The sequence below is a fragment of the Curtobacterium sp. PhB142 genome, from assembly GCF_004341255.1.
In the GTDB taxonomy this organism is placed as follows: Bacteria; Actinomycetota; Actinomycetes; order Actinomycetales; family Microbacteriaceae; genus Curtobacterium.
Genome location: NZ_SLUT01000007.1, coordinates 115,868 through 137,280, shown reverse-complemented (window position 1 = coordinate 137,280; position 21,413 = coordinate 115,868). Strand labels below are relative to the sequence as shown.

Below are 21,413 nucleotides of genomic sequence, written 5' to 3'. Positions count from 1 at the left end.
GTCGCACCGAATCCCTGCATGTGAATGCTCAGCGGGTGGACGCGGCGGATGCTCAGTGCCGCTCGGTACGGTCGCGGGCGTGAGTTCTCCCCGCACCGGCACCGTCACGGTCCGACGCACGACGTCGGACGCGTCGACGCGCGCACGGCTCCGGGCACTCGCCCTGTCGACCGTGCGGACCCTGGTGCGTGCGCCGGAGATCACCGTAGGAGTGGTCGGAGTGGTCGTCGCCGCCGCCTTCACGTGGGTGCCGTCGGTCTGGTACGACGAAGCCGCCACCCTCACGAGTGCGCAGCGCAGTTGGCCGGCGCTCTGGGCGGAGCTGCAGAACGTCGACGCCGTGCACGGCCTGTACTACGCGCTCATGCACGTCTGGCTCGCGTTGGTCGGCTACTCCCCGTTCACGCTCCGCTTCCCGAGTGCCCTGGCGATCGGGATCGCCGCCGCCCTCGTGGTGGCGCTCGGCCGGCGGCTCGGCGGTGTCCGGCTCGGGGTCGTCTCCGGTCTGGTCTTCCTGCTGCTGCCCCGCGTCGCCTGGGCCGGTACCGAGGGCCGCCCGTACGCGACCGTCACCACCTTCGCCGCGCTGCTCACACTCGTCGGCTTGACCGCGGTCCGTCGCACCCGGGTGCGGCACCACGCGACGCGGTGGTGGGTCGTCTACGGCGTGCTGGCGGCCGTGGCCGTCCTGTTCAACGTGTACCTGTCCCTCGCCGTCGTGGCGCACGGCGTCGTGCTCGCGTGGACCGGGGTCGCCGACCGGGCGGCCCGACGGCAGGCCACGGTGACGGATCGCAGTGGCACGGTGCCCTCGGCGATGGTGGACCGCGCCGTCGTCGTCCGCTGGGCCGTCGCCGCCTCCGCCGCGGCCGTCGTGGTCCTGCCGTTCATCGGACTCGCCGCCGGTCAGGCCAAGCAGGTCGGCTGGATCACCGGCATCGGGTGGGCCACCCTGCGCCAGGTGTTCGCGACCGCGTGGTTCGGGGTCGTCTACCCGTACGCCGCCCTCGGGTGGCTGCTCATGATCGTCGCCGTCGTGCTGGCGGTGCGCGCGGCCCGACGCCCGTCGCCGGCCGCCCGCGACGTGCTCCGCATGCAGGCCGTCCGGGTCGCCGTGCCCCTGACGATCGTGCCCACCGCGCTGCTGGTCGCCGCGACCGCCGCCGGCGAGCACCTGTACTCCCCCAAGTACGCGAGCATCAGCCTGCCGTTCGTGGCGCTCCTGATCGGACTGGCGATCACGGCCATCCGGCCGCGACGCTGGATCGCGATGGCCGTCGTGGCCATGGTCCTGGTGTCCGTGCCGACGTCGACGATCGTGCGGCTGCCGCACGCCAAGCAGTCCTCGCACTGGGCGAACGCGGCGGCGATCATCGAACGCGAGCGGAACGTGACCACCGACTCGGACGAAGGGGTGATCTACGGCAGCGTGTGGGAACACCCGACCGCGACGGCGCAGGTCATCGCCGACGCCTACCCCGAGGCCTTCAGCGGCATGCGGGACCTGGCGGTGGCGAGCACGGGTGCGCAGCGTGGTGAGCTCTGGAACGTGAACGGCGACATCGCCACGACCGTGCCGGCACGCCTGGCCGACATCGACACCGTCTGGTTCGTCGGCGCCAAGTCGCGGAACATCCGCCCCGAGGTCTCCGAGACGCTCAAGGACCAGGGCTTCCACGTGGTGCGGTACTGGCACACGGACACGGTCATCCTGTGGAAGTACAGCCGCTGACGGTCGTCGCCGTCAGTGCACGAGGCGGGCGCCGTGCACCGGTCCGGTGGCACGGAGCGCGACCAGGCCGGCAGCGCTGAGCTCGACCTGCAGTTCGAGCGCGGCGTCACGGTCACCGACCAGGAACGCCACCGTCGGACCGCTGCCCGACACCAGACCCGCGAGCGCTCCGGCCTTCTCGCCGAGTTCGAGGGTCGACGCGAGTCCGGGCTGCAGCCGCATGGCCGGGGCCTGCAGGTCGTTGTGGACGCAGTCGGCGAGCAGGTCGGGGTCGCCGGCACGCAGCGCCTGCAGCACGTTCGACTCCACCACCGGGTGGGACGGCGCCGGTGCGATGTCGGCGCGGTAGCGCTCCCGGTGCTCGTCGAGCGCACGGTAGACCGCCGGGGTCGACAGCCCGTCGTCGCTCAGGGCAAGGACCCAGTGGAACTCGCCCTTCGCCAGCGCGGGGCTGAGTTCGTCGCCGCGGCCGGTGCCCACGGCCGTGCCACCGGCGAAGGCGAACGGCACGTCCGCGCCGAGCTGCGCGGCGAGACGGAGCAGTTCCTCACGCCCGAGGGCGGTGCCCCAGAGCGTGTCCACGGCGAGCAGCGTGGCCGCGGCGTCCGCCGAGCCACCACCCATGCCGCCGGCCACCGGCACCTGCTTGTCGATCGTCAACCGGACTCCGCCCCGGTGCCCAGCGGCGTCGGCCACCAGCCGGGCCGCACGGATCGCCAGGTTCGACTCGTCGACCGGCACGTTCGACGTGTCGATCGGGCCGGTGAAGGTCACCGAGAAGTCGTCGGCGTGCTCGGCCGTGACGTCCTCGTACAGCGACACGGCCTGGTACGCGGTCGCCACGTCGTGGTAGCCGTCGTCCTGCAGCGCACCGACGGACAGGAACACGTTGATCTTGCCGGGGGCGCGCGTCCGCACGCGGGTCGGGGCGGCCAACGTGGTCATGCCCCCAACCTATCCCGCTGCGGCTGCCGCGAAGCCCCGCGCCAGGTCGGCGAGGACGTCGTCGATGTGCTCGAGGCCGATCGACAGCCGGATGAGCCCGTCGCCGACACCGGCCGCAGCCCGCTCCGACGACGTCATCTGCACGTGGGTCGTCGACGCCGGGTGCACGACGAGCGACCGGACGTCACCGATGTTCGACACGTGGTCGAACAGTTCGAGGGCGGCCACGAACCGCCGTCCGGCCTCGACCCCGCCGTCCAGGTCGAACGCCAGGACCGCCGACGGCCCCTTCGGCACGTACCGCTGCTGCAGGTGGTGCCACGGCGACGACGGCAGTCCCGCGTAGTGCACGCCGAGCACCTGGTCGTGCGCGTCCAGCCACGACGCGACGGCGGCGGCGTTCGACACGTGCCGCTCCATCCGCAGGGAGAGCGTCTGGATGCCCTGCAGCACCAGGAAGGCGTTGAAGGGGGCGATCGCCGGACCGAGGTCGGCGGAGAGCTTCGACCGAGTGCGCTGGATGAACGCGCGCCGCCCGAACTTCTCGGCGAAGTTCGTGTTCGCGAACCCGGACTGTTCGGCGGTCGCGAGCTGCGGGAACCGCTCCGGAAAAGCCGCCCAGTCGAAGTTGCCGCTGTCCACGATGAGCCCGGCGATGGCGCTGCCGTGACCGGCCAGGTACTTCGTCGCCGAGTGCACGACGATGTCGGCACCGTGCTCGATCGGACGGACCAGGTACGGCGTCGCGATGGTGTTGTCGACGATGAGCGGGACGCCGGCGTCGTGCGCGACCCCGGCCACCCCGGCGAAGTCCAGGACGTCACCGCGCGGGTTCGGGATCGACTCCCCGAAGAACGCCTTCGTCTCCGGACGCACCGCGGCAGCCCACTCGTCCAGGTCCGTGGGGTCCTGCACGAAGGTGAACGCGATGCCGAGGTCGTGCAGCGTCGACGCGAACAGCGTGTACGTCGCGCCGTACAGCGAGGCACTCGACACGACGTGGTCACCGGCCCGGGCGACGCCGAGGACGGCCAACGACGTGGCCGCCTGGCCGGACGCAAGCGCAAGGGCGCCGACACCGCCCTCGAGGTCCGCGATCCGACGCTCGAGCGCCGCCGCCGACGGGTTGTTCACGCGCGAGTACGTGTGCCCCGCGGCGTTGAGCATGAAGCGGTCCGCCGCGTCCTCACCGGACGGGTAGACGAAGGCCGCGGTCTGGGCGATCGGCGGGACGTTGCCACCGAACCCCGGGTCGGCCTTGAAGCCCGCGCGGATCTGCCGGGTCTCGAACGCCCACTCCTCCTCGGTCGTGCTCATCAGACGACCGCCTCGGACGGCGCGGCCACCGACGGGCGGACGAGCGGGATGACCTGTTCGCCGAAGCGGTCCATCTCCTCGAGCTGCGGCGAGAACTGCAGCAGCAGCGTGTCCACCCCGGCGTCCTCGAACTCCTTGATCCGGGCAGCGACCTGCGCCGGCGTGCCGACGAACCCGGGGCGCAGGCCGCGGTTCGACACCGAGTAGTCCTCGAGCGAGGGGACGTGCTCGAGCTGCGACTTCGAGATGAAGTCCTGGTACGACTCGTACGCGTTGCCGTGCTGCACGTCGGTGATCCGCGCGAGCTCGGCCTGCGCCTCTTCCTCGGTCTCGCGGACGATGACGTACGCGGCCATGCCGAACGCCTCGAACGGCGGCAGTCCGGCGTCGACCCGGCGCTGCTTCATCTCGGCGATCTTCGTGCGGAGTTCCTCGACCGTGCCGCCGTGGGTCACGTAGGCGTCGGCGTACCCGGTGATCGCGGCCTTGCCCGCCTCGCTCTCGCCGCCGGCGTAGATGCGCGGGGTCACGCGGGGCTTCGGCTCGAGGTGCGCGTTCTCGATGTCGTAGTACTCGCCCGAGAACGAGTACGGCGTCTCCCGCCACATCCCCTTCATGACCTCGACGAACTCCGCCGTCCGCTTGTAGCGGTCGTCGTGCTCCGAGAAGATGCCGCCGTACTGCTTGGCCTCCTCCGCCCACCACGCGCTCACCACGTTGAACGTGAATCGGCCGCACGAGATGTCGTCGATCGTCGCCGCCTGCTTCGCCGTCACCGCGGGCAGGTGGTAGCCGGGGCGCATGGCCGCCATGATCTCGAGGCGCTCGGTCGTCGCCGCGATGGCCGCGGCGAGTGACCAGGCCTCGAGCGACGGCGCCGCCGTGCCCTTGATGTCGTTGAGGTTGAGCTCCGGCACGAGCGTCAGGTCGAAGCCGATCCGCTCGGCGCGCTGCGCCAGCCGCTTCACGTAGTCGAAGGTGACCGGCATGTTCTCGTTGTCGACGTTGCGCAGCCAGCCGCCGAAGAGCGGGGTCCAGTATCCGAATCGCACGGGGTGAGTTCCTTGGGGAGGTGGGGAGTGCCCGGGAAGGGGCGCGGAACGGACGGGAGGCCCGTGGCGGGCCCGCCACGGGCCTCCTGTCCGGTGGTTCTTGCGTGCTCAGGCCGTGAGTTGCGCCGCGTACTGCGTCTCCAGCAGGCCACCGAGGTAGCGCGCGATGGAACGCGGACCGGAGGCCGGCGCGGACTCCTCGACGGCGGGGTTGTAGTTCGTGTTCGTGTTGATGTCGTAGACGACCGTGCGGCCGTCCGTGGTCTCCATGAACTCGACGCCCGCGATCGTGACGCGCTGGTCGGCGAGGAACGTGCGGAGCTGCTGGACGAGCGGGTGCTCGGCGGTGACCTCGGTCCGGACGCTGAACGCGCTCGGCTGTTCGGCTCCCGGCACGTCGCAGACCGCTCCAGCGATGACCTGGGGGACCTCGCACGCGTCGGCCGGGCACAGCTCGAAGCTGCCGGCGCTCGTGTCGACTCGGACGGCGTACACGAACTCGCCCCCGACGAACTCGACACGGGTGATGAAGGGCTCACGGGCCGTCAGGAACTCCTGCAGCAGCGTGATGCCGTCGACCGGCGCCTCGAACTCCGGCGAGTCGACGTAGGCGTCGAACTCGGCGAGCGAGTCGAAGCGCCGGACGCCCAGGCCCTTGCCGCCCTGGTTGTGCTTCGTGATGAACGGGACGTCCTGGCCGTTCGTGAAGGTGCGCGCGGCCTGCTTGAGCGTCGTCGTGCCGAACACGGCAGTGGTGCGTGGCACGTCGAACCCGGCGTGCTGCAGCAGACCGTGCTGGGCCACCTTGGAGACCTCGAGCTCGAGCACGTGGCTGCCGCCGACGACCTGGCGACCCGATCGTTCGAGCCAGCCGAGGACCGCGCGGGTGTACTCCTTGCTGTGCTCGTGGCCGCGGGTGTGGCTCGACGCCGACATGCGGGACCAGTACACACCGGGCTCCGGCTCGGCACCGAGGTCGATCTGTCCCTCGGTCAGCAGGATCTCCTGCACCGGGACGCCCTCGGCCTCGAAGGCTGCGGCGAGCGGCGGGAACCACTCGGGGTTCTCGTGGATGACGTACACGCGGGGAGTGCTCACCCGCCCACCCTAGGCACGGTATACCGCACGCGGCCAAGTGTGTGACGCGCGGTTGCTTCGCGTGGAGCGCCCGGGTGCGTCTTCGTGGTGCGAGGTTGGTCACTCGGTGCCGGCCTGTAGGGCGGCACCGAGTGGTCAACCTCGCACGAGCCGGACGGACGCGCACCGTGCGGGGCGTCAGCCCGCGAAGGCCTGCTGACCGACGACGCCGAGGAGCTCGAGCTTCTGCGCGTCCTCGGATCCTGGGGGTGCGGTGAACAGCAACAGCGCCTGGGCTTGGTCGTCGGTGTGCAGAACCTGGCAGTCGACGGTGATCCGGCCGAGCTGCGGCTGCACGATCGTCTTGTTGTCGGACCAGCGACTCGTCACCTCGTGCAGTGCCCAGAGCTCGCGGAACTCGGGGCTGCGGGTCTCGAGCTCGGCGATCAGCTCGGTGGCCCGACGGTCCCCCGGTCCGGCCAGCCCCACCGCCGCCCGCAGCGACGCCACCACGACCCGGGCCAGTCGCTCGTGTTGCTCCGGCGCGTACTTCGCGAGCTCGTCGCCGGTCACGAACCACCGCCATGCCTGGTAGCGCTCGTTGCCGGGCAGGCTGACGGACGACCCGAGCAGCGCCGCCGCGAGCCGGTTCTCGACCAGCGTCTCGCCCAGGTGGCTGACCACGATCGCGGGGGTGTCCTCGAGCCGGTCGAGCACCCGCAGGATCGCGGGGTCGACGTGGTCGGCGCGGTGCAACCGGGTCGGCGCGTTCTGCCCCGCGAGGTGGAACAGGTGATCGCGTTCGTCGAGGCTGCAGCGGAGCGCCCGGGCGATCGCGGCGATCATCTGCTCCGACGGCTGCGGGCCGCGCTGCTGTTCCAGACGCGTGTAGTAGTCGACGGACATGCCGGCGAGGGCAGCGACCTGTTCACGGCGGAGCCCCGGGGTCCGGCGTCGCGGCCCCTGGCCGAGGCCGACGTCCTCGGGGCGCAGCAGTTCGCGGCGACGGCGGAGGAAGTCGGCGAGTGCAGCGCGGTCCATGGATCGATCATCGTCCGGTTCCCGCCGCCGTGCCAGGGATCGCCGATCCCCCGATGACCGAAGTCTGGATGGGTTGCCGACGACAGCGCATGGTGGTGGACATGGACATCACGAACTCCACCGTCTTCATCCCCGGCGCGACCTCCGGCATCGGTCTCGCCCTGGCCCAGCGCCTGCAGGCCGCCGGCAGCACCGTCGTCATCGGCGGGCGCCGCCAGTCGCTCCTCGACTCGCTCGCCGCCGAGCACGGCTTCGGCACCGTGCAGATCGACGTGAGCGACGCCGCATCGATCGAGAAGGCCGCCGTCACCGTCCTCGAGGCGTACCCGTCGCTCGACGCCCTCGTCACCATGTCGGGGATCATGCGCAACGAGGACCTGCGGTCCCCCGACCACATCCACGACGCGCTCGAGATCATCCAGACCAACCTGGTCGGCACGATCCGCCTCATCGACGCGTTCCTGCCGCATCTGCTGGCACAGCCCGCCTCGACCATCGTCACGGTCTCGTCCGGCCTCGCGTTCGTCCCGCTCACCGCGACGCCGACGTACAACGCCACCAAGGCCGGCATCCACTCGTACACGCAGTCGCTCCGTCAGCAGCTGCTCGGCACCCCGGTGTCGGTTCTCGAACTCGCTCCGCCGGCGGTGTCGACCGATCTGATGGGCGGAGCGGACTTCGGTGGCATGCCGCTCGACGCCTTCGCCGACGAGGTCATCGGGCTGCTGTCCGCCGGCGATTCGCCCGAGATCCTGGTGCAGAACGTGCTGCCGCTCCGGTTCGCCGAGCGCGACGGCACGCACCAGCAGATCTTCGAGGCGATGGCGTCGCGCGCGCACTGACCCGGGCGACGCCTCGAACGGTGCGAGGTTCCGCGTTCCGTGCGAGGCACTTCGGCTCGCACCGACCACGGAACCTCGCACCACGCGTGGTGTGCCTCGCACGGTGCGAGGAGCGCGTCAGTCGTCAGCGCCGTCGGCCTGCTCACCACGGCGACGGGCGAGCCGATCGAGGGCACGGCTCGCGAGCGGAAGCGCCGAGGCGATCACCGCGCTGTACAACGCCGAGTCGAGGGGCTTGTGGTGCAGCCGTGTCACCGCCCAGGCGGCGGTGAACGCCGTCACGGCCAGTGCCCCCTCGGCCACCCGGCCCAGCCGGTCGAGGCGCATCGGCGGCCGGAAGTCGTCATCGACGTCGCTCGGATCGTCTCGGAACGCTGAGACCGCGACACCGAACACCGGAAATGCGACCCCGAGGACCGCACCCGCCCACGCCGCGTCGTTCGCCGGGTCCCGCACGACAGCGGGTACGGCGAAGAACTCGATGACGAGCCCGCCGAGCACGGCGACGATCGCGAGCCACTGGGAAAGGGTGATGCGACGCACCCGCCGATCGTAGGGGTCCGCGGGTCCTGCGCGCGCTCCCCCGTTCGCGGGCTCAGAGTCCGGCGAGCAGTTGCTGCAGTTCGGCCTTGGCGTCGGGCATCCGCTCGGGTCCGGTGAGCCGTTCCCGTTGCACCGAGATGCGAACGGTGTCGGGCTTGGGACCGTCCTCGGTGTTCAGCAGCACGGATTCGCGGTCGGGGAAGGTCCACCGGGCCGACGGGCGCTTGCCGCCGCGGCGCTCGGACGTCGGCGTGGACCCGAGTGCGGTCGCGAACACCGGCACGATCCGATCGAGCACCGCCTCGCGCTCACCGGGGACCTGCCGTGAGGCCGACACCGCGAAGGTGCCGTCCGAGCGCTGCCCGGGGACGCGGAGCCCACGAGCCTGTTCGTACCCGATGGTGATGCCCTGCGCCCACCATGGCTCGACACCCTGACCAACGATCCACGACGCGATCGCAGCGTGCCCGATGGTGGCTCCGCCCGCCGTGTCGATCAGCGCGTGCCACTCGTCCGGTGACTTGCCCGTCGCCGCGAGGACACGGTCCGGCGCCATCCCCTGCGCGTGCGAGCGAACCGTTCCGTCGGTCATGCCGTCATCGTAGGCCGGAGGACACCGCCATCGCGGATCAGCGCTGGGAACCTGCCCGCAGGCGACGCGCCAGCTGCGCACCCTCGGCGTCGATGATCAGCGGGAGGCGCTCCTTGTCCACGACGCCGAACGCGGGATCGACCGTCACGAAGCCGTCGACTTCCCAATGGAAAGCCGTGGCGACGTGCACGGCACCCGAGGCTGTCAGGCCGAACTCCTCGATCAGCCCGGGGACTCCGTCGCTGACGTCATCGATCCCGACCCAGTGCAGTTGCGTCGACCGCAGCAGGTCTCGCCATGCAGCCACATGGCGACGTGCGGCCTGCAGTCCCCGGTGGTGGGCCGATTCGAACAGTTCGAACTCGGTGAACGCGCTGTACAGGATCCGCGTGTCGGCCAGGTCAAGGTGGTCCCAGAACGCTGACGCCCCGACATGGTGCGGCTCCGCACGGTGCAGCACGCACTGGATGAAACTCGTCTCAACGAGGACGGCATCCGGCCTGCTGGTGCATCCGTCGAACTCCAGTACCCGATGCTCGTCGAACTCATCGGATCCGAGTCGCTCGAACACGGTCAGCGCACCTGGCGGATGCGCGCGATGGGTTCGGCCCGGCAGTCCGGATCGATCGACTCGATCGCTCGTCGTCGGCGCTCGCGGCGTTCTTCGAACGTGCCTTCAGGTCGCGGCATCCGAGCGAACAGCGCTTGCCGTTCGGCTTCGGTGGAGATCTTCGGCCCCCGCTGCCGACCGGGGTCCGCGCTGAGCAGGGCGCGACGACGTCCCGCTGTGAGCTGTTCCTCGGTCAGGCCGCGGCGGTTCGGTCGGCGTGGTTCGGTCGGCTGCATGGTGTCTCCTTGGTCGATGTGATCAACCGTAGGAGCACCGAACGGACGGTACCAAACATTCCGTATTTCGCCGATCCGAGGCGGGAGACGAGCTACTCCGCAGCCGCGAGGACCGTCCGACCGAGCCGCACGAAGTCGTCGACCCCGATCGCCTCGCCCCGCGCCGTCGGGTCGATGCCCGCCGCTGTCAGGACCTCGGAGGCGTGGGCACTGCCACCGAGCACGCCGGACAGGCTCTGCCGCAGCATCTTCCGCCGCTGCTGGAACGCCGCATCGACCAGGGTGAAGACCCGCGACCGCAGCCGCTCGTCCCCCGGGGGCTCGTGCCGGTCGAACGCCACGAGCACGCTGTCGACGTTCGGGACGGGCCAGAAGACCTGTCGGCTGACGAGCCCGGCCGTGCTCCACGAGCCGTACCAGGCGGCCTTGACGCTCGGCGACCCGTAGACCTTGCTGCCCGGGCCCGCCGCGAGACGGTACCCGACCTCGGCCTGCACCATCACGAGCGACCGCTCGATCGACGGGAAGGTCGCGAGCAGGTGCAGCAGCACGGGCACCGAGATGTTGTAGGGCAGGTTCGCGACGAGGTGCGTCGGTTCGGTGTCGAGGTCCGATGCGGCGACGGTCATCGCGTCCTGCTGCACGACCGTCAACGTCGCCGCTGGCTGCAGCGCGCTGACCGTCGACGGCAGCTTCGCCGCGAGCCGCTTGTCGATCTCGACGGCGGTGACGGGCGCGCCGGTCTCGGTGAGCCCGAGCGTCAGGGAGCCGAGGCCGGGTCCGATCTCGAGCACACGGGACGACGGCGTCACGCCGGCGACCGACACGATGCGTCGGACGGTGTTGGCGTCGTGCACGAAGTTCTGCCCGAGCTTCTTCGTCGGGGTCACGTCGAGTTCGGCGGCGAGCTCCCGGATCTCGGCCGGGCCGAGCAGCGCGCCCACTACTCGTCCACCGTCACGGGCTCGGCGTCCCACGCACCGTAGACGAGCTCGGTGTTCGACGCGATCTGCGCGGCGAGCATCGAGGCATCGGTGCCGAGGGTCTCCGCCATCGACCGCAGGGTGATCGGGATCAGGTACGGGGCGTTCGGCCGGCCGCGGTACGGCGTCGGGGTCAGGAACGGCGCGTCCGTCTCGACCATGATCAGGTGCCGCGGCGCGACGACGAGGGCTTCGCGGAGCAGTGCCGCGTTCTTGAACGTCACGGTGCCGGCGAACGACATGTACCAACCGCGCTCGGCACAGAGCCGAGCCAGGTCGGGTCCGCCGGAGAAGCAGTGGAACACCGTGCGCTCCGGAGCCCCGACGCGGTCGAGCACCTCGACCACGGCGTCGTGCGCGTCGCGGTCGTGGATGGTCAGCGCGAGGCCGTGCTCCTTCGCGATGCGGATGTGCTCCTCGAACGAGCGGATCTGGGCGTCGCGCCCGCCCTCACCGGTGCGGAAGAAGTCGAGCCCGGTCTCACCGATCGCCCGGACGCGGGGCAGTGCCGCCAGCCGCTCGATGCCGGCGAGGTGCTCGTCGAGCAGCCCCTGCTCCTGCAGCGAGGGCGCCTCGTTCGGGTGCAGCGCGACCGCTGCGAGCACGCGGGGTTCACGGGCGGCGATCGACGCGGACCACTGCGAGGTCGCCAGGTCGGTGCCGACCTGCACGACACCGCGGACCCCGACGCTCGATGCCCGGCCGAGGTGCTCGCGGTAGTCGAGCGCCCCGTCGCCACCGTCGGCGATCTCCATGTGCGTGTGGTTGTCGTAGACCGGGACCACGAGCGCCTCGGGCAGGGGCGGGTAGGTCAGGTCGCGCTTGGAGCCGTCCCCGTCGCCACGGGAGCGGAGGTGGGCGTCGGTCACGCGGAGACCTGCTCCGACTGCTCGATGCGCGGGAACAGCCCACTCTCGAGCGCCACGACGTGCGAAGCACCCTGCCACTCGAAGGCACGGTCGACTCGCTGCTCGGCGATCGAGCCGCCGGCACCGATCGACGCCCACAGCTTCTCGGTGGCCTTCGGCATCACCGGGGAGAGCAGGACCGCGACGGTGCCGAGCCCACGGAGCGCGGTGGTCAGGACGGTGCCGAGCCGCTCGCGGTTCGCGTCGTCCTTCGCCAGGGCCCACGGCTGCTGCTCGGTGATGTACCCGTTCAGGGCGTCGACGAGCTCCCAGACGGCAGCGATCGCCTCGTGCGGGGCGAACGCGGCGATGGCGGCGTCGGCACGCTCGGTGACCGAGACCGCCAGGGCATCGATCGCTTGGTCCGACTCGGTCAGCGAGCCGCGCGCCGGCACTGCGCCGTCGAAGTACTTCTGCAGCATCGCGACCAGGCGCGAGGCCAGGTTGCCGAAGCCGTTCGCGAGCTCGGCCTGGTACCGCGCCGAGATGTCCTCCCAGCTGAAGTTGCCGTCCTGCCCGAAGGTGATGGCGCGGAGGAAGTAGTAGCGGAAGGCGTCGGAGCCGAAGGTGTCGGTGATCTCCGACGGCGCGATGCCGGTCAGCTTCGACTTGGACATCTTCTCGCCGCCGACGAGCAGCCAGCCGTGACCGAAGACGCGCTCGGGCACGGGCAGGCCGGCAGCCATGAGCATCGCCGGCCAGATGACCGCGTGGAAGCGGGCGATGTCCTTGCCGACGATGTGCACGCTCGGCCACAGGCGCTTGAAGGCCTCGTCGTCCTCGGTGCCGTAGCCCAGCGCCGTGACGTAGTTGAGCAGGGCGTCGAACCACACGTACAGGACGTGGTCGCTGTCCCACGGGATCTTGATGCCCCAGTCGAAGCTGGACCGCGAGATCGACAGGTCGCGGAGGCCCTGCTTCACGAACGAGATGATCTCGTTGCGGACGCTCTCCGGCTGGATGAACAGCGGGTTCGACTCGTACAGGTCGAGCAGGCGCTGCTCGAAGTCCGACATCCGGAAGAAGTAGTTGCGCTCGGACAGCACCTCGACCGGGATCGAGTGGATGGCGCAGACCTGCTGCCCCTCGTACGCACCGGTGCCGGGAACCAGGTCGCTCGGCTGCTTGTACTCCTCGCAGCCCACGCAGTAGAAGCCCTCGAACTCGCCGGCGTAGATGAAGCCGTCGTCGTAGAGCTTCTGCAGGAACGCCGTCACACCGCGCTCGTGGCGCTCGTCGGTGGTGCGGATGAAGTCGTCGTTGGCCACGTCGACGGTGTCGAGCAGTGGCTTCCACGCCTCGGTCACCAGTCGGTCGGCCCATTCCTGGGGCGTGACCTCGTTCGCCGAGGCGGTGCGCAGGATCTTCTGCCCGTGCTCGTCGGTGCCGGTGAGCAGCCAGGTGTCGTCACCCCGCTGCCGGTGCCAGCGTGCGAGGACGTCCGCGGCGACCTCGGTGTAGGCGTGCCCGATGTGGGGCACGTCGTTCACGTAGAAGATCGGCGTGGTGATGCTGAACGAGGACCCGTCGGACATGCGGACCATCCTACGGGCGCGCGGAACCCGGATGACGCGCGCGGCGGTGGACTGTGGAAAACCGGATCCGGGAGGCCCGTGGCGGGCCCGCCCCGCGCCTCCAGACCGGCCGACGCGAACGTGACGAGCCCCGCTCAGCGCGCCGCGAGCGCCCCTTCGTACAGGTCCCGCTTCGACAGGCCGGTCGCGTCCGCGACCGCCGCTGCGGCCTCCTTCATGCGCATGCCGGCGGCCACCCGCTCGAGCACGAGGCGGACCCCGTCGTCGAGCGTTGCCTCCTCGGTGGCCTCGGCGGCACCGGCGACGACGATGCAGATCTCGCCCCGGACCCCCTCTGACGCCCACGTGACGAGCTCGTCGAGCGGCCCACGACGGACCTCTTCGTACAGCTTCGTGAGCTCGCGGCAGACGGCGGCACGACGGTCACCCCCGAACCCGACGGCCATGTCGGCGAGCGTCTCGGCCAACCGGTGCGGCGACTCGAAGAAGACCATCGTGCGCTGCTCCCCCGCGAGCGCCTGGAACGCACGACGCCGCTCCCCGCCCTTGCGCGTCGGGAACCCCTCGAACGTGAAGCGGTCCGTCGGCAGTCCGGAGACGGCGAGCGCCATGAGCACCGCCGACGGGCCGGGCAGCGCCGTGACCGTGACGCCCGCGGCGGCCGCTGCCTCGACGAGCGGGAAGCCGGGGTCGCTGATCGCGGGCATACCGGCGTCGGTGAGGACCACGACGTCCTCGTCACGGGCGAGCTCGACGACCTCGGACGCCTTCGCCCGTTCGTTGTGCTCGTGCAGGGCGATGAGCCGCGGACGGTTCTCGATGCCGAGGGCGCGCATGAGGTGGATGGCGGTCCTGGTGTCCTCCGCCGCGACCACCGTGGCGTTGGAGAGGGTCTCGACGAGACGGCGCGAGGCGTCCCCGAGGTTGCCGATGGGGGTTGCTGCGAGGACGATCACGCCACCCATTGTCGTCGCAGCACGGTCGCAGCGCGGACATGCGGTCGATCCGTAGGATGCTCAGCGATGACCAGCGAGCTGACCGACGACCGCACGGCCGTGCCCGACGGGCCGGTCGGCTCGCGCCTCGACGACTGGTGGGGGCGGGTGCTCTCCACCGCCCAGCGCGTCGCGGTGTGGCGCTGGGCCGGACCGATCGCGGTGACGCTGCTCGCCGCCGTGCTGCGCCTGGCGAACCTGGGGAACCCGCACTCGCTGGTCTTCGACGAGACCTACTACGTCAAGGACGGCTGGTCGATCGTCCACCTCGGCTACGAGGGCACCTGGCCGGCGAACCCGAGCAGCGACTCCGCCCCGACGACCGACGACCGGTTCTCGAGCGGTGAGACGGACGTCTTCACCAGCGCCGCGGAGTTCATCGCGCACCCGCCGCTCGGCAAGTACCTGATCGGGCTCGGCATGCTCCTGTTCGGGGCGGACAACTCGTTCGGCTGGCGGTTCGCCGTCGCCGTGCTCGGCATCGCCACGGTGTTCCTCACCGCGGTGATCGCCCGGTCGCTGTTCCGCTCCACCCTGGTCGGCACGCTCGCCGGCGGCCTGCTCGCGATCGACGGCCAGGCCATCGTGATGTCCCGCGTGACGCTGCTCGACGGGATCCTGACGTTCTTCGTCGTGCTCGGGTTCGGGGCGCTCCTGCTCGACCGGCGCCGGAGTCAGCGGCGGCTCGACGACTGGGTCGCCGAGCGCGTCGCCGCCGGCCGCGACACCCTGTGGGGGCCCGTGCTCTGGTGGCGTCCGTGGCTGTTCGCGATGGGGCTGACGATGGGGTTGGCCACCGCGACGAAGTGGTCGGGGATGTACTTCCTGGCGTTCTTCGCCGTGTACTCCGTGCTGAGCGACATGATGATGCGCCGCCGTGCCGGGGTCGAGTTCTGGTCGTCGAGCGCGCTGCTGCAGCAGGCCCCGGTCTCGTTCCTGCTCACCGTGCCGATCGCTGCCGTCACCTACGTCGCGTCGTGGACCGGCTGGTTCGTGTCGAAGGACGGCTGGGACCGCAACTGGCTGGCCTCCGGCGGCGAACGCTGGACCGGATTGCTCCGGTGGGTGCCGGACAGTCTGCAGAACTGGTGGCACTACCAGTCGGAGATCTACAACTTCAACATCGGGCTGCACACGCCGCACTCGTACCAGGCGAACCCGCTGCTCTGGCTCGTGATGCAGCGGCCCACGTCGATGTTCTACGTCGGCACCGATGCCGGCCAGGACGGCTGCTCGGCGAGCCGCTGCGGCGAGGCGATCACCGGCGTTGCGAACCCGTTCATCTGGTACGCGGCGGTCATCGCGACCGTGGCGCTGCTCGTGCTCTGGATCCTGCGCCGACAGTGGCAGTACGGCTTCGTCCTGCTCGGCGTCGCCGCGGGCTACCTGCCGTGGCTGATGTACGTCAACCGGACGGTCTTCCAGTTCTACACGATCGCCTTCGAGCCCTTCATGGTGATGGCGCTGGCGGCGGCGATCGGGTTGGTGCTCGGGTCACGGACCGATCCGCGGCCCCGACGGACCCGGGCGATCGTCTGGGTCGGCGTGTACCTGGTCGTGGTGGTGCTCGCGTCGGCGTACTGGTACCCGATGTGGACCGCGATCCAGGTGCCGTGGGACTTCATCCGGTCGCACTACTGGCTGCCGAGCTGGCTGTAGCGCGCGTCGGGTGTCGGCCCGGCGCGCTGTTCGCCACCGGCCCGGCGCGCTGGTCGCGACCGGCCCGGCGCACCGGTCGCGACCAGACCGCCGGACAGGAGGCACGGGTCGGGCCCGCCACGGGCCTCCCGTCCGGGGTCGGTTGGCGGCCGAGCCGCGCGCGGTCCGCGGGGACGCGTCAGGACTGCGCGTGCAGCGCGCGCTCGATCGACTCGCGGTCGAGCGGGTCGCCGACCATGCTCGGCGCGGTCCGGGTCTGCGGCAGGACGCCCTCGATGAGGAGTTCGGCGTACCGGCGCCAGGCGTTCGGGTCGTGCTCGCGGGTGGCGTCCGCGACGGCACCCACCATGGCGGTGAGCATCGGGAGGTCGCGGTAGTCGAAGCCGGGGCGGACCACCCCGGCGGTCTCGGCCCGCCCGATGATCGCGGAGACCTGGCGTTCCAACCGGTCACGCTCCTGCACGATCGACGGACGCGCCTTGCCCGCACGCACGATGGCGTCGGCGAGCGCACGGTCGCGGGCGCGGAACTCGAACACCCCGGTCAGGTAGACCCGCAGGGCCTCGCGCGGGTCGACGACGTCGGCGGCGCGGGCTGCTGCGTCGTTCATCGCCTCGAACTTGGTGGCGAGCAGCGCCTCGATCAGGGAGTCCTTGTCGGCGAAACGTCGGTACACGGTGCCGACACCGACCCCCGCTTCGTGCGCGATGTCGTTCAGGGTGACCGACAGCCCGCGCTCCGCGAAGCACTTGCGAGCGGTCTGCAGGATCAGCTCGCGGTTGCGTGCCGCATCGGCGCGCAACGGGCGCTCGAGGTCGGGCGCGGACTCGGTGGTGCTCACGATGCCGAACCTAGTTGAACTTTCTGGGAATAAGTGGATGCGGACCTTCCGTTTCGGTCTACACTGTCGACAAACGGATGCCGCGCATCCGTTTGACACCTCCCCTCTTCGAAACGCCCGACGGTGCGCGCTTCGTGCTCCCCCTCCAACCTTCTCGAAGGAGGCTGCCGTGACGGCAGAACACACCGTGCCGACCCCCACCGGGGCAGCACCCACGACTTCTGGCACCACCCCCGCCAAGAGCAACCACCGCTGGATCGCCCTGGCGGTCATCGCCCTCGCCCAGCTGATGGTCGTGCTCGACGCCACGATCGTGAACATCGCGCTCCCCTCGGCCCAGGCCGACCTGGGGTTCGGCACCGACCAGCGCCAGTGGATCGTCACCGCGTACTCGCTGGCGTTCGGCTCGCTCCTGCTGCTCGGCGGGCGCCTCGGCGACCTGTTCGGCCGCAAGAACACCTTCATCATCGGCCTGGTCGGCTTCGCGGTCGCGTCGGTGCTCGGCGGTCTCGCCGACTCGTTCGGCCTGCTCGTTGCGGCCCGCGCCCTGCAGGGTGTCTTCGGCGCCCTGCTCGCACCGTCCGCGCTCGGCATGCTGACCACCACGTTCCGCGACCCGAAGGAGCGCGGTCGTGCGTTCGGCATCTTCGGCTCGATCGCCGGTTCCGGTGCGGCCATCGGCCTGCTCCTGGGCGGCGTGCTCACCGAGTACGCGTCGTGGCGCTGGTGCCTCTACGTCAACGTCGTCTTCGCCGTGCTCGGCGTGATCGGCGCGCTCGTCTTCATGGAGAAGCCGCCGAAGGTCGACCGCCCGCGCATCGACGTCGCCGGCGTCATCACCATCACCGCCGGCCTGGTCGGTGTCGTCTACGGGTTCTCGAACGCCGAGACCAACGGCTGGGACTCCCCCGTCACCATCGCGATGCTCGCCGGTGGCGTCGTCCTGATCGCCGCGTTCGTGTTCATCGAGACCCGTGTGGCGCACCCGCTGCTGCCCCTGCGGGTCGTGCTCGACCGTGACCGCGGCGGGTCGTTCATCGCGATCGGCCTGGTGGCGATCGGCATGTTCGGCATCTTCCTGTTCCTGACCTACTACCTCGAGCAGACCCTCGGGTTCAGCTCGCTGCAGACCGGTCTGGCCTTCCTGCCGATGCCGCTGTCGATCATGGTCTCGGCGACGCAGATCGGTGGCCGACTGCTGCCCCGCATCGGCCCGAAGATCCTGATCTTCGCCGGTGGCCTCGTCGCCGCGATCGGCCTGCTCCTGCTGCTGCGCACCGACCTGGACAGCTCCTACGCGGGCACCGTCCTGCCGGCGCTGATCGTCATCGGGCTCGGCATGGGCACGATCTTCTCGTCCGCGATGAACACCGCGACCACCGGAGTGGCCCGAGCCGACGCCGGTGTGGCCTCGGCGACGGTCAACACCATGCAGCAGATCGGTGGCTCGATCGGCACGGCGCTGCTGTCGACGATCTTCGCCGACGTCGTGAAGAACAGCCTGACCGGGCTGTCGGCGGCGCCCACGAAGCTGCAGCAGGCGCAGGCCACGCTCGACGGCTACCACGTGGCGTTCGGCATCTCGGCCGGTGTGCTCGTGCTCGTCGCCCTCGCGGGTGGCCTGCTCATCAACCGGCAGTCGGTGCGGCTCGACCGACTCGCCCACGCCGCGTCCACGACGACCGGGAGCATCCCCGCCGCCGCACACTGACGCGTCAGCTCGTCCGAACGGCCCGTCCTGGTTCTGCCGGGGCGGGCCGTTCGTGCGTGTGTGTGGGGCGTGGTGGGCGGGGCTGCCGACTCGGAACGACGATCGCGATGTCGTACGACGACCACCTTGTCGTTCCGAGTCGACGCACAAGCCACCACACGCGCCCCGGTTGCGCAGTGTGTCGGTTTCCCTGTCACCCGTCAGTGGTCCGCATTATCGTGTGCGGCATGGCCCCCGTCCTGACCTCGCCGCTCGTGTCGACGCAGTGGCTCGCCGACCACCTCGGTGGTGACGAGCTCGTCGTCCTCGACGCCTCCGTGCACACGGTGGGGACCGGCCTCGAGACGATGTGGCACTCCGCGGTCGACTCCTACGAGCAGCGCGGGCACGTCCCCGGTGCCCGTTTCGCCGACCTCGTCGACGCGTTCTCCACGCCGGGCGCCGAGGTGCCCTTCACCCGCCCGAGTGCCGAGCGGTTCGAGGCAGCTGCCGGCGACCTCGGTGTCACGAACACCTCGACGGTCGTGGTCTACGACGACAGCGTCGGCGAGTGGTCGGCGCGGCTGTGGTGGATCTTCCGGTCGTTCGGCTTCGACTCCGTCGCGGTCCTCGACGGCGGGTTCACGAAGTGGCGCGACGAGGGCCGGCCGGTCCGCGTCGGTGCCCTGCGCCAGGCACCATCGCCGGCGAAGGCGCCCGACGACGACAGCGCCTTCCTCGCCGGTGAAGAGCGCCCGCTCTGGGCCGACCACGCCCGTGTCCGCCGAGCAGTGACGGGTGAACAGCCCGCGGCACTGGTGTTCGCGGCGCCCGCAGCGGCCCTCGGCGACGACCACCCGCCGATCATCCCGGGGAGCACCCCGATCACCGTGGACACCCTGGTCGACCCGGACACCAACGCGTACCTGCGCGGGCCGAAGCTCGCCGAGGCGTTCGCCGCGGTCGTCGGCGAGGACGAGATCGTGACGTACTGCGGAGTCGGTAGCGCCGCGTGCGTCGATGCCCTGGCGCTGACCGTGCTCGGCCACGACAAGGTGATCGTGTACGACGGCTCGCTGCTGGACTGGTGGCGGCACGAGCCCGAGGCCCTGGCGTCCTGACGACGACGAGCGTCCCGGCTAGCGTTGGCGCATGAGCTCCAGACGCGCGGTCATCCTCGGCGGTACCGGCGGGATCGGTTCGGCCGTCGCGCGTGAGCTCCTCGACGCCTCCGGGCGGGGCGGCGACGACTGGCAGGTCGACGTCCTGGCCCGCCGCGGTGGCCCGGCAGCCGATCCCCTCACTGCCCGCGGCGCGAACTTCACCGCGGGTGACCGCCGCGACACGAGCACCCTGCGCGACCTCCTCCGCCCCGGGGCGGACCTGCTCGTCGACACCGTGGGGCTGACCCGCGACGACGCGACGCAGCTCCTGCCGTTCCTCGACGACGTCGGGTCCACCGTGTTCGTCTCCTCGCGTGCGGTCTACGTCGACGACCAGGGCCGGCACGCGAACTCGACGGACAAGCCGGTCTTCGGCGCCGCGGTCACCGAGATCCAGCCGACCGTCACGGCGGGCGACGGCGACCCGACCAGCCGTGACGGCTACGGCGCGGCGAAGGTGGCGTCCGAGCAAGTGCTGCTCGACCACGGCGCCCCGGTCACGGTGCTGCGCCCGTCGAAGGTGTACGGCATCGGCATCGGCCGTCCGCGAGAGTGGTTCGTGGTCCGCCGGGTCCTCGACGGCCGGGAACGCATCCTGCTCGCCGACCACGGCCGCGGTGTGGACCACACGACGGCGGCGAGCGGCATCGGCTCGCTCGTCCGCCTGGTCGCGGACGCTCCGGACCGGCGCATCCTCAACGTCGCCGACGACTCCGCTCCGACGGCGCTCGAGATCGTGCGGACGATCGCTGGGCACCTCGACCACCGGTTCGACGGGGTCCTGCTCGACGCGGACGCCCCTGCCTTCGTCGGCACGACCCCGTGGTCGTCGCCGTCACCGTTCGTCCTCGACACGACGGCGGCACGGACGCTCGGGTGGCAGCCGCCGACCTTCGCGACCGCGGTCCTGCCCGAACTCGACTGGTTGGTGGAGACGGCGCAGTCCACACCGGCCGACGGCGACGTGCCGTGGGCCGAGGACCCGTTCTGGGAGCGCATGTTCGACTACGGCCCCGAGGACGCTGCCCTCGCGCTCCTGTCGCTGGGCCTCGGGTGACGGCGCCGAGCACGCCCCGCTCCGAGGTCCTGTTCATCGGCGGGCGGTCCGGTGTCGGCAAGTCCACCGCTGCCGAGGCGCTGCACGACCTGCTCGTCGCTGCGGACGTCCGCCACGCGGTGATCGAGGGCGACCTGCTCGACCTGGCGCACCCGGCACCGCACGTCGAGCACCCCGAGGCGCGCCTCGCGGAGCGGAACCTCGCCGCCCTGTGGACGTCCTACCGCGAGCTCGGCCACCACCGGCTGGTCTACACGAACACCGTTTCCGTGCTCGAACACGAGCGTCTGGCGGCCGCCATGGGCGACGACCCGGTGGTCACGACGGTCCTGCTGCGCGCGGCGGACGGTCCCACCGCCGAGCGGCTGGCCCGACGGTCGGGTGGCGAGGTCCCACAGGCGCAGCTCGCGCACAGCACGCGGACGGCCGGGAGGCTCGACTCGGCTTCCGGGGACACGGTCACCCGGGTGGACACGGACGGTCTCACCCCCACCCAGGTCGCACAGCGTCTCGCCGCGTTGACGGGGTGGCTCCCCCGCTGACCGTCCCGCTGCGGCCTGTGGACTCCGCGATCCGTCCACAGATCGCGTCCGTC

At 70.9% G+C, this 21,413-nt stretch carries 21 protein-coding genes; 7 read left to right on the top strand and 14 right to left on the bottom strand.

Going from position 1 to position 21,413, the window contains the following annotated elements; all coding sequences use genetic code 11:
* Nucleotides 1–79: 79 nt before the first annotated feature.
* Nucleotides 80–1,732, top strand: a complete 1,653-nt coding sequence (locus tag EDF31_RS14840; RefSeq protein ID WP_131846672.1) for a glycosyltransferase family 39 protein — start codon at nt 80–82, stop codon at nt 1,730–1,732.
* Between the two features lie 12 nt (nt 1,733–1,744).
* Here the strand turns inward: EDF31_RS14840 and EDF31_RS14835 are convergent, their stop codons facing one another.
* The 5 genes from EDF31_RS14835 to EDF31_RS14815 all read right to left on the bottom strand — a co-directional run bounded on the left by EDF31_RS14835 (nt 1,745) and on the right by EDF31_RS14815 (nt 7,164).
* A complete protein-coding gene (locus EDF31_RS14835; protein WP_111084697.1) occupies nt 1,745–2,677 on the bottom strand; it encodes a 4-(cytidine 5'-diphospho)-2-C-methyl-D-erythritol kinase in 933 nt (310 codons plus the stop codon).
* A gap of 9 nt (nt 2,678–2,686) precedes the next feature.
* Nucleotides 2,687–3,994 (bottom strand): PLP-dependent transferase, encoded by a 1,308-nt coding sequence (locus EDF31_RS14830; protein ID WP_131846671.1) that lies wholly within the window; start codon nt 3,992–3,994, stop codon nt 2,687–2,689.
* Nucleotides 3,994–5,046 (bottom strand): LLM class flavin-dependent oxidoreductase, encoded by a 1,053-nt coding sequence (locus EDF31_RS14825; protein ID WP_131846670.1) that lies wholly within the window; start codon nt 5,044–5,046, stop codon nt 3,994–3,996. The genes EDF31_RS14830 and EDF31_RS14825 overlap by 1 nt, the downstream gene beginning before the upstream one ends.
* A 108-nt stretch (nt 5,047–5,154) precedes the next feature.
* Nucleotides 5,155–6,144 carry an alpha-L-glutamate ligase gene (locus tag EDF31_RS14820; RefSeq protein WP_131846669.1) on the bottom strand — a complete coding sequence of 330 codons (990 nt, stop codon included), beginning with the start codon at nt 6,142–6,144 and terminating at the stop codon, nt 5,155–5,157.
* 177 nt (nt 6,145–6,321) lie between these two features.
* Complete coding sequence (locus EDF31_RS14815; protein ID WP_131846668.1) at nt 6,322–7,164, bottom strand: helix-turn-helix transcriptional regulator; 843 nt, start codon at nt 7,162–7,164, stop codon at nt 6,322–6,324.
* A gap of 101 nt (nt 7,165–7,265) precedes the next feature.
* Between EDF31_RS14815 and EDF31_RS14810 the strand changes: the two genes are divergently transcribed.
* Nucleotides 7,266–8,006 carry an SDR family NAD(P)-dependent oxidoreductase gene (locus EDF31_RS14810; protein ID WP_131846667.1) on the top strand — a complete coding sequence of 247 codons (741 nt, stop codon included), beginning with the start codon at nt 7,266–7,268 and terminating at the stop codon, nt 8,004–8,006.
* Between the two features lie 117 nt (nt 8,007–8,123).
* On the opposite strand, the gene EDF31_RS14805 is transcribed toward EDF31_RS14810, so the two are convergent.
* The 8 genes from EDF31_RS14805 to rsmI all read right to left on the bottom strand — a co-directional run bounded on the left by EDF31_RS14805 (nt 8,124) and on the right by rsmI (nt 14,369).
* Entirely contained in the window at nt 8,124–8,549 is a 426-nt protein-coding gene (locus EDF31_RS14805) for a hypothetical protein (protein WP_123291822.1), read from the bottom strand.
* A gap of 52 nt (nt 8,550–8,601) precedes the next feature.
* Nucleotides 8,602–9,141, bottom strand: coding sequence for a hypothetical protein (locus EDF31_RS20040; protein ID WP_165901440.1), 540 nt, complete (start codon nt 9,139–9,141; stop codon nt 8,602–8,604).
* A 37-nt stretch (nt 9,142–9,178) separates the two neighbouring features.
* Nucleotides 9,179–9,712 (bottom strand): type II toxin-antitoxin system VapC family toxin, encoded by a 534-nt coding sequence (locus EDF31_RS14795; protein WP_131846665.1) that lies wholly within the window; start codon nt 9,710–9,712, stop codon nt 9,179–9,181.
* A gap of 2 nt (nt 9,713–9,714) precedes the next feature.
* Entirely contained in the window at nt 9,715–9,987 is a 273-nt protein-coding gene (locus tag EDF31_RS14790) for a hypothetical protein (RefSeq protein ID WP_131846664.1), read from the bottom strand.
* Between the two features lie 92 nt (nt 9,988–10,079).
* On the bottom strand, nt 10,080–10,931 hold the full coding sequence (rsmA, locus tag EDF31_RS14785) for a 16S rRNA (adenine(1518)-N(6)/adenine(1519)-N(6))-dimethyltransferase RsmA (protein WP_131846663.1): 852 nt from the start codon (nt 10,929–10,931) through the stop codon (nt 10,080–10,082).
* Nucleotides 10,931–11,839, bottom strand: a complete 909-nt coding sequence (locus tag EDF31_RS14780) for a TatD family hydrolase (RefSeq protein WP_131846662.1) — start codon at nt 11,837–11,839, stop codon at nt 10,931–10,933. Before EDF31_RS14780 ends, rsmA begins: the two co-directional genes overlap by 1 nt.
* Nucleotides 11,836–13,413: a methionine--tRNA ligase gene (gene metG, locus EDF31_RS14775; RefSeq protein ID WP_131846661.1), complete on the bottom strand. Its 1,578-nt coding sequence runs from the start codon at nt 13,411–13,413 to the stop codon at nt 11,836–11,838. Before metG ends, EDF31_RS14780 begins: the two co-directional genes overlap by 4 nt.
* A 134-nt stretch (nt 13,414–13,547) precedes the next feature.
* A complete protein-coding gene (gene rsmI, locus EDF31_RS14770; protein WP_123292295.1) occupies nt 13,548–14,369 on the bottom strand; it encodes a 16S rRNA (cytidine(1402)-2'-O)-methyltransferase in 822 nt (273 codons plus the stop codon).
* A 66-nt stretch (nt 14,370–14,435) separates the two neighbouring features.
* Here rsmI and EDF31_RS14765 point away from each other — a divergent pair, with 66 nt between their 5' ends.
* Complete coding sequence (locus EDF31_RS14765; protein ID WP_123291815.1) at nt 14,436–16,067, top strand: phospholipid carrier-dependent glycosyltransferase; 1,632 nt, start codon at nt 14,436–14,438, stop codon at nt 16,065–16,067.
* 178 nt (nt 16,068–16,245) lie between these two features.
* Here EDF31_RS14765 and EDF31_RS14760 read toward each other — a convergent pair whose 3' ends face one another.
* Nucleotides 16,246–16,908, bottom strand: a complete 663-nt coding sequence (locus EDF31_RS14760) for a TetR/AcrR family transcriptional regulator (RefSeq protein WP_165901439.1) — start codon at nt 16,906–16,908, stop codon at nt 16,246–16,248.
* A gap of 169 nt (nt 16,909–17,077) precedes the next feature.
* Here EDF31_RS14760 and EDF31_RS14755 point away from each other — a divergent pair, with 169 nt between their 5' ends.
* The 4 genes from EDF31_RS14755 (at nt 17,078) to EDF31_RS14740 (ending at nt 21,360) form a co-directional block, all read left to right on the top strand.
* Nucleotides 17,078–18,619, top strand: a complete 1,542-nt coding sequence (locus tag EDF31_RS14755; RefSeq protein WP_131846659.1) for an MFS transporter — start codon at nt 17,078–17,080, stop codon at nt 18,617–18,619.
* Between the two features lie 227 nt (nt 18,620–18,846).
* Nucleotides 18,847–19,719, top strand: a complete 873-nt coding sequence (locus EDF31_RS14750) for a rhodanese-like domain-containing protein (protein ID WP_165901438.1) — start codon at nt 18,847–18,849, stop codon at nt 19,717–19,719.
* Nucleotides 19,720–19,750: 31 nt separating this feature from the next.
* A complete protein-coding gene (locus tag EDF31_RS14745) occupies nt 19,751–20,818 on the top strand; it encodes an NAD-dependent epimerase/dehydratase family protein (RefSeq protein ID WP_131846657.1) in 1,068 nt (355 codons plus the stop codon).
* Complete coding sequence (locus tag EDF31_RS14740) at nt 20,815–21,360, top strand: ATPase (RefSeq protein WP_131846656.1); 546 nt, start codon at nt 20,815–20,817, stop codon at nt 21,358–21,360. The genes EDF31_RS14745 and EDF31_RS14740 overlap by 4 nt, the downstream gene beginning before the upstream one ends.
* The last annotated feature ends 53 nt before the right edge of the window (nt 21,361–21,413 follow it).

Coding starts and splice junctions, on each gene's coding strand:
- EDF31_RS14835 (WP_111084697.1), bottom strand. CDS start 2,677: ATGACCACGTTGGCCGCCCCGACCCGCGTGCGGACGCGCGCCCCCGGC.
- EDF31_RS14830 (WP_131846671.1), bottom strand. CDS start 3,994: ATGAGCACGACCGAGGAGGAGTGGGCGTTCGAGACCCGGCAGATCCGC.
- EDF31_RS14815 (WP_131846668.1), bottom strand. CDS start 7,164: ATGGACCGCGCTGCACTCGCCGACTTCCTCCGCCGTCGCCGCGAACTG.
- EDF31_RS14810 (WP_131846667.1), top strand. CDS start 7,266: ATGGACATCACGAACTCCACCGTCTTCATCCCCGGCGCGACCTCCGGC.
- EDF31_RS20040 (WP_165901440.1), bottom strand. CDS start 9,141: ATGACCGACGGAACGGTTCGCTCGCACGCGCAGGGGATGGCGCCGGAC.
- EDF31_RS14790 (WP_131846664.1), bottom strand. CDS start 9,987: ATGCAGCCGACCGAACCACGCCGACCGAACCGCCGCGGCCTGACCGAG.
- metG (WP_131846661.1), bottom strand. CDS start 13,413: ATGTCCGACGGGTCCTCGTTCAGCATCACCACGCCGATCTTCTACGTG.
- EDF31_RS14765 (WP_123291815.1), top strand. CDS start 14,436: ATGACCAGCGAGCTGACCGACGACCGCACGGCCGTGCCCGACGGGCCG.
- EDF31_RS14750 (WP_165901438.1), top strand. CDS start 18,847: ATGGCCCCCGTCCTGACCTCGCCGCTCGTGTCGACGCAGTGGCTCGCC.
- EDF31_RS14745 (WP_131846657.1), top strand. CDS start 19,751: ATGAGCTCCAGACGCGCGGTCATCCTCGGCGGTACCGGCGGGATCGGT.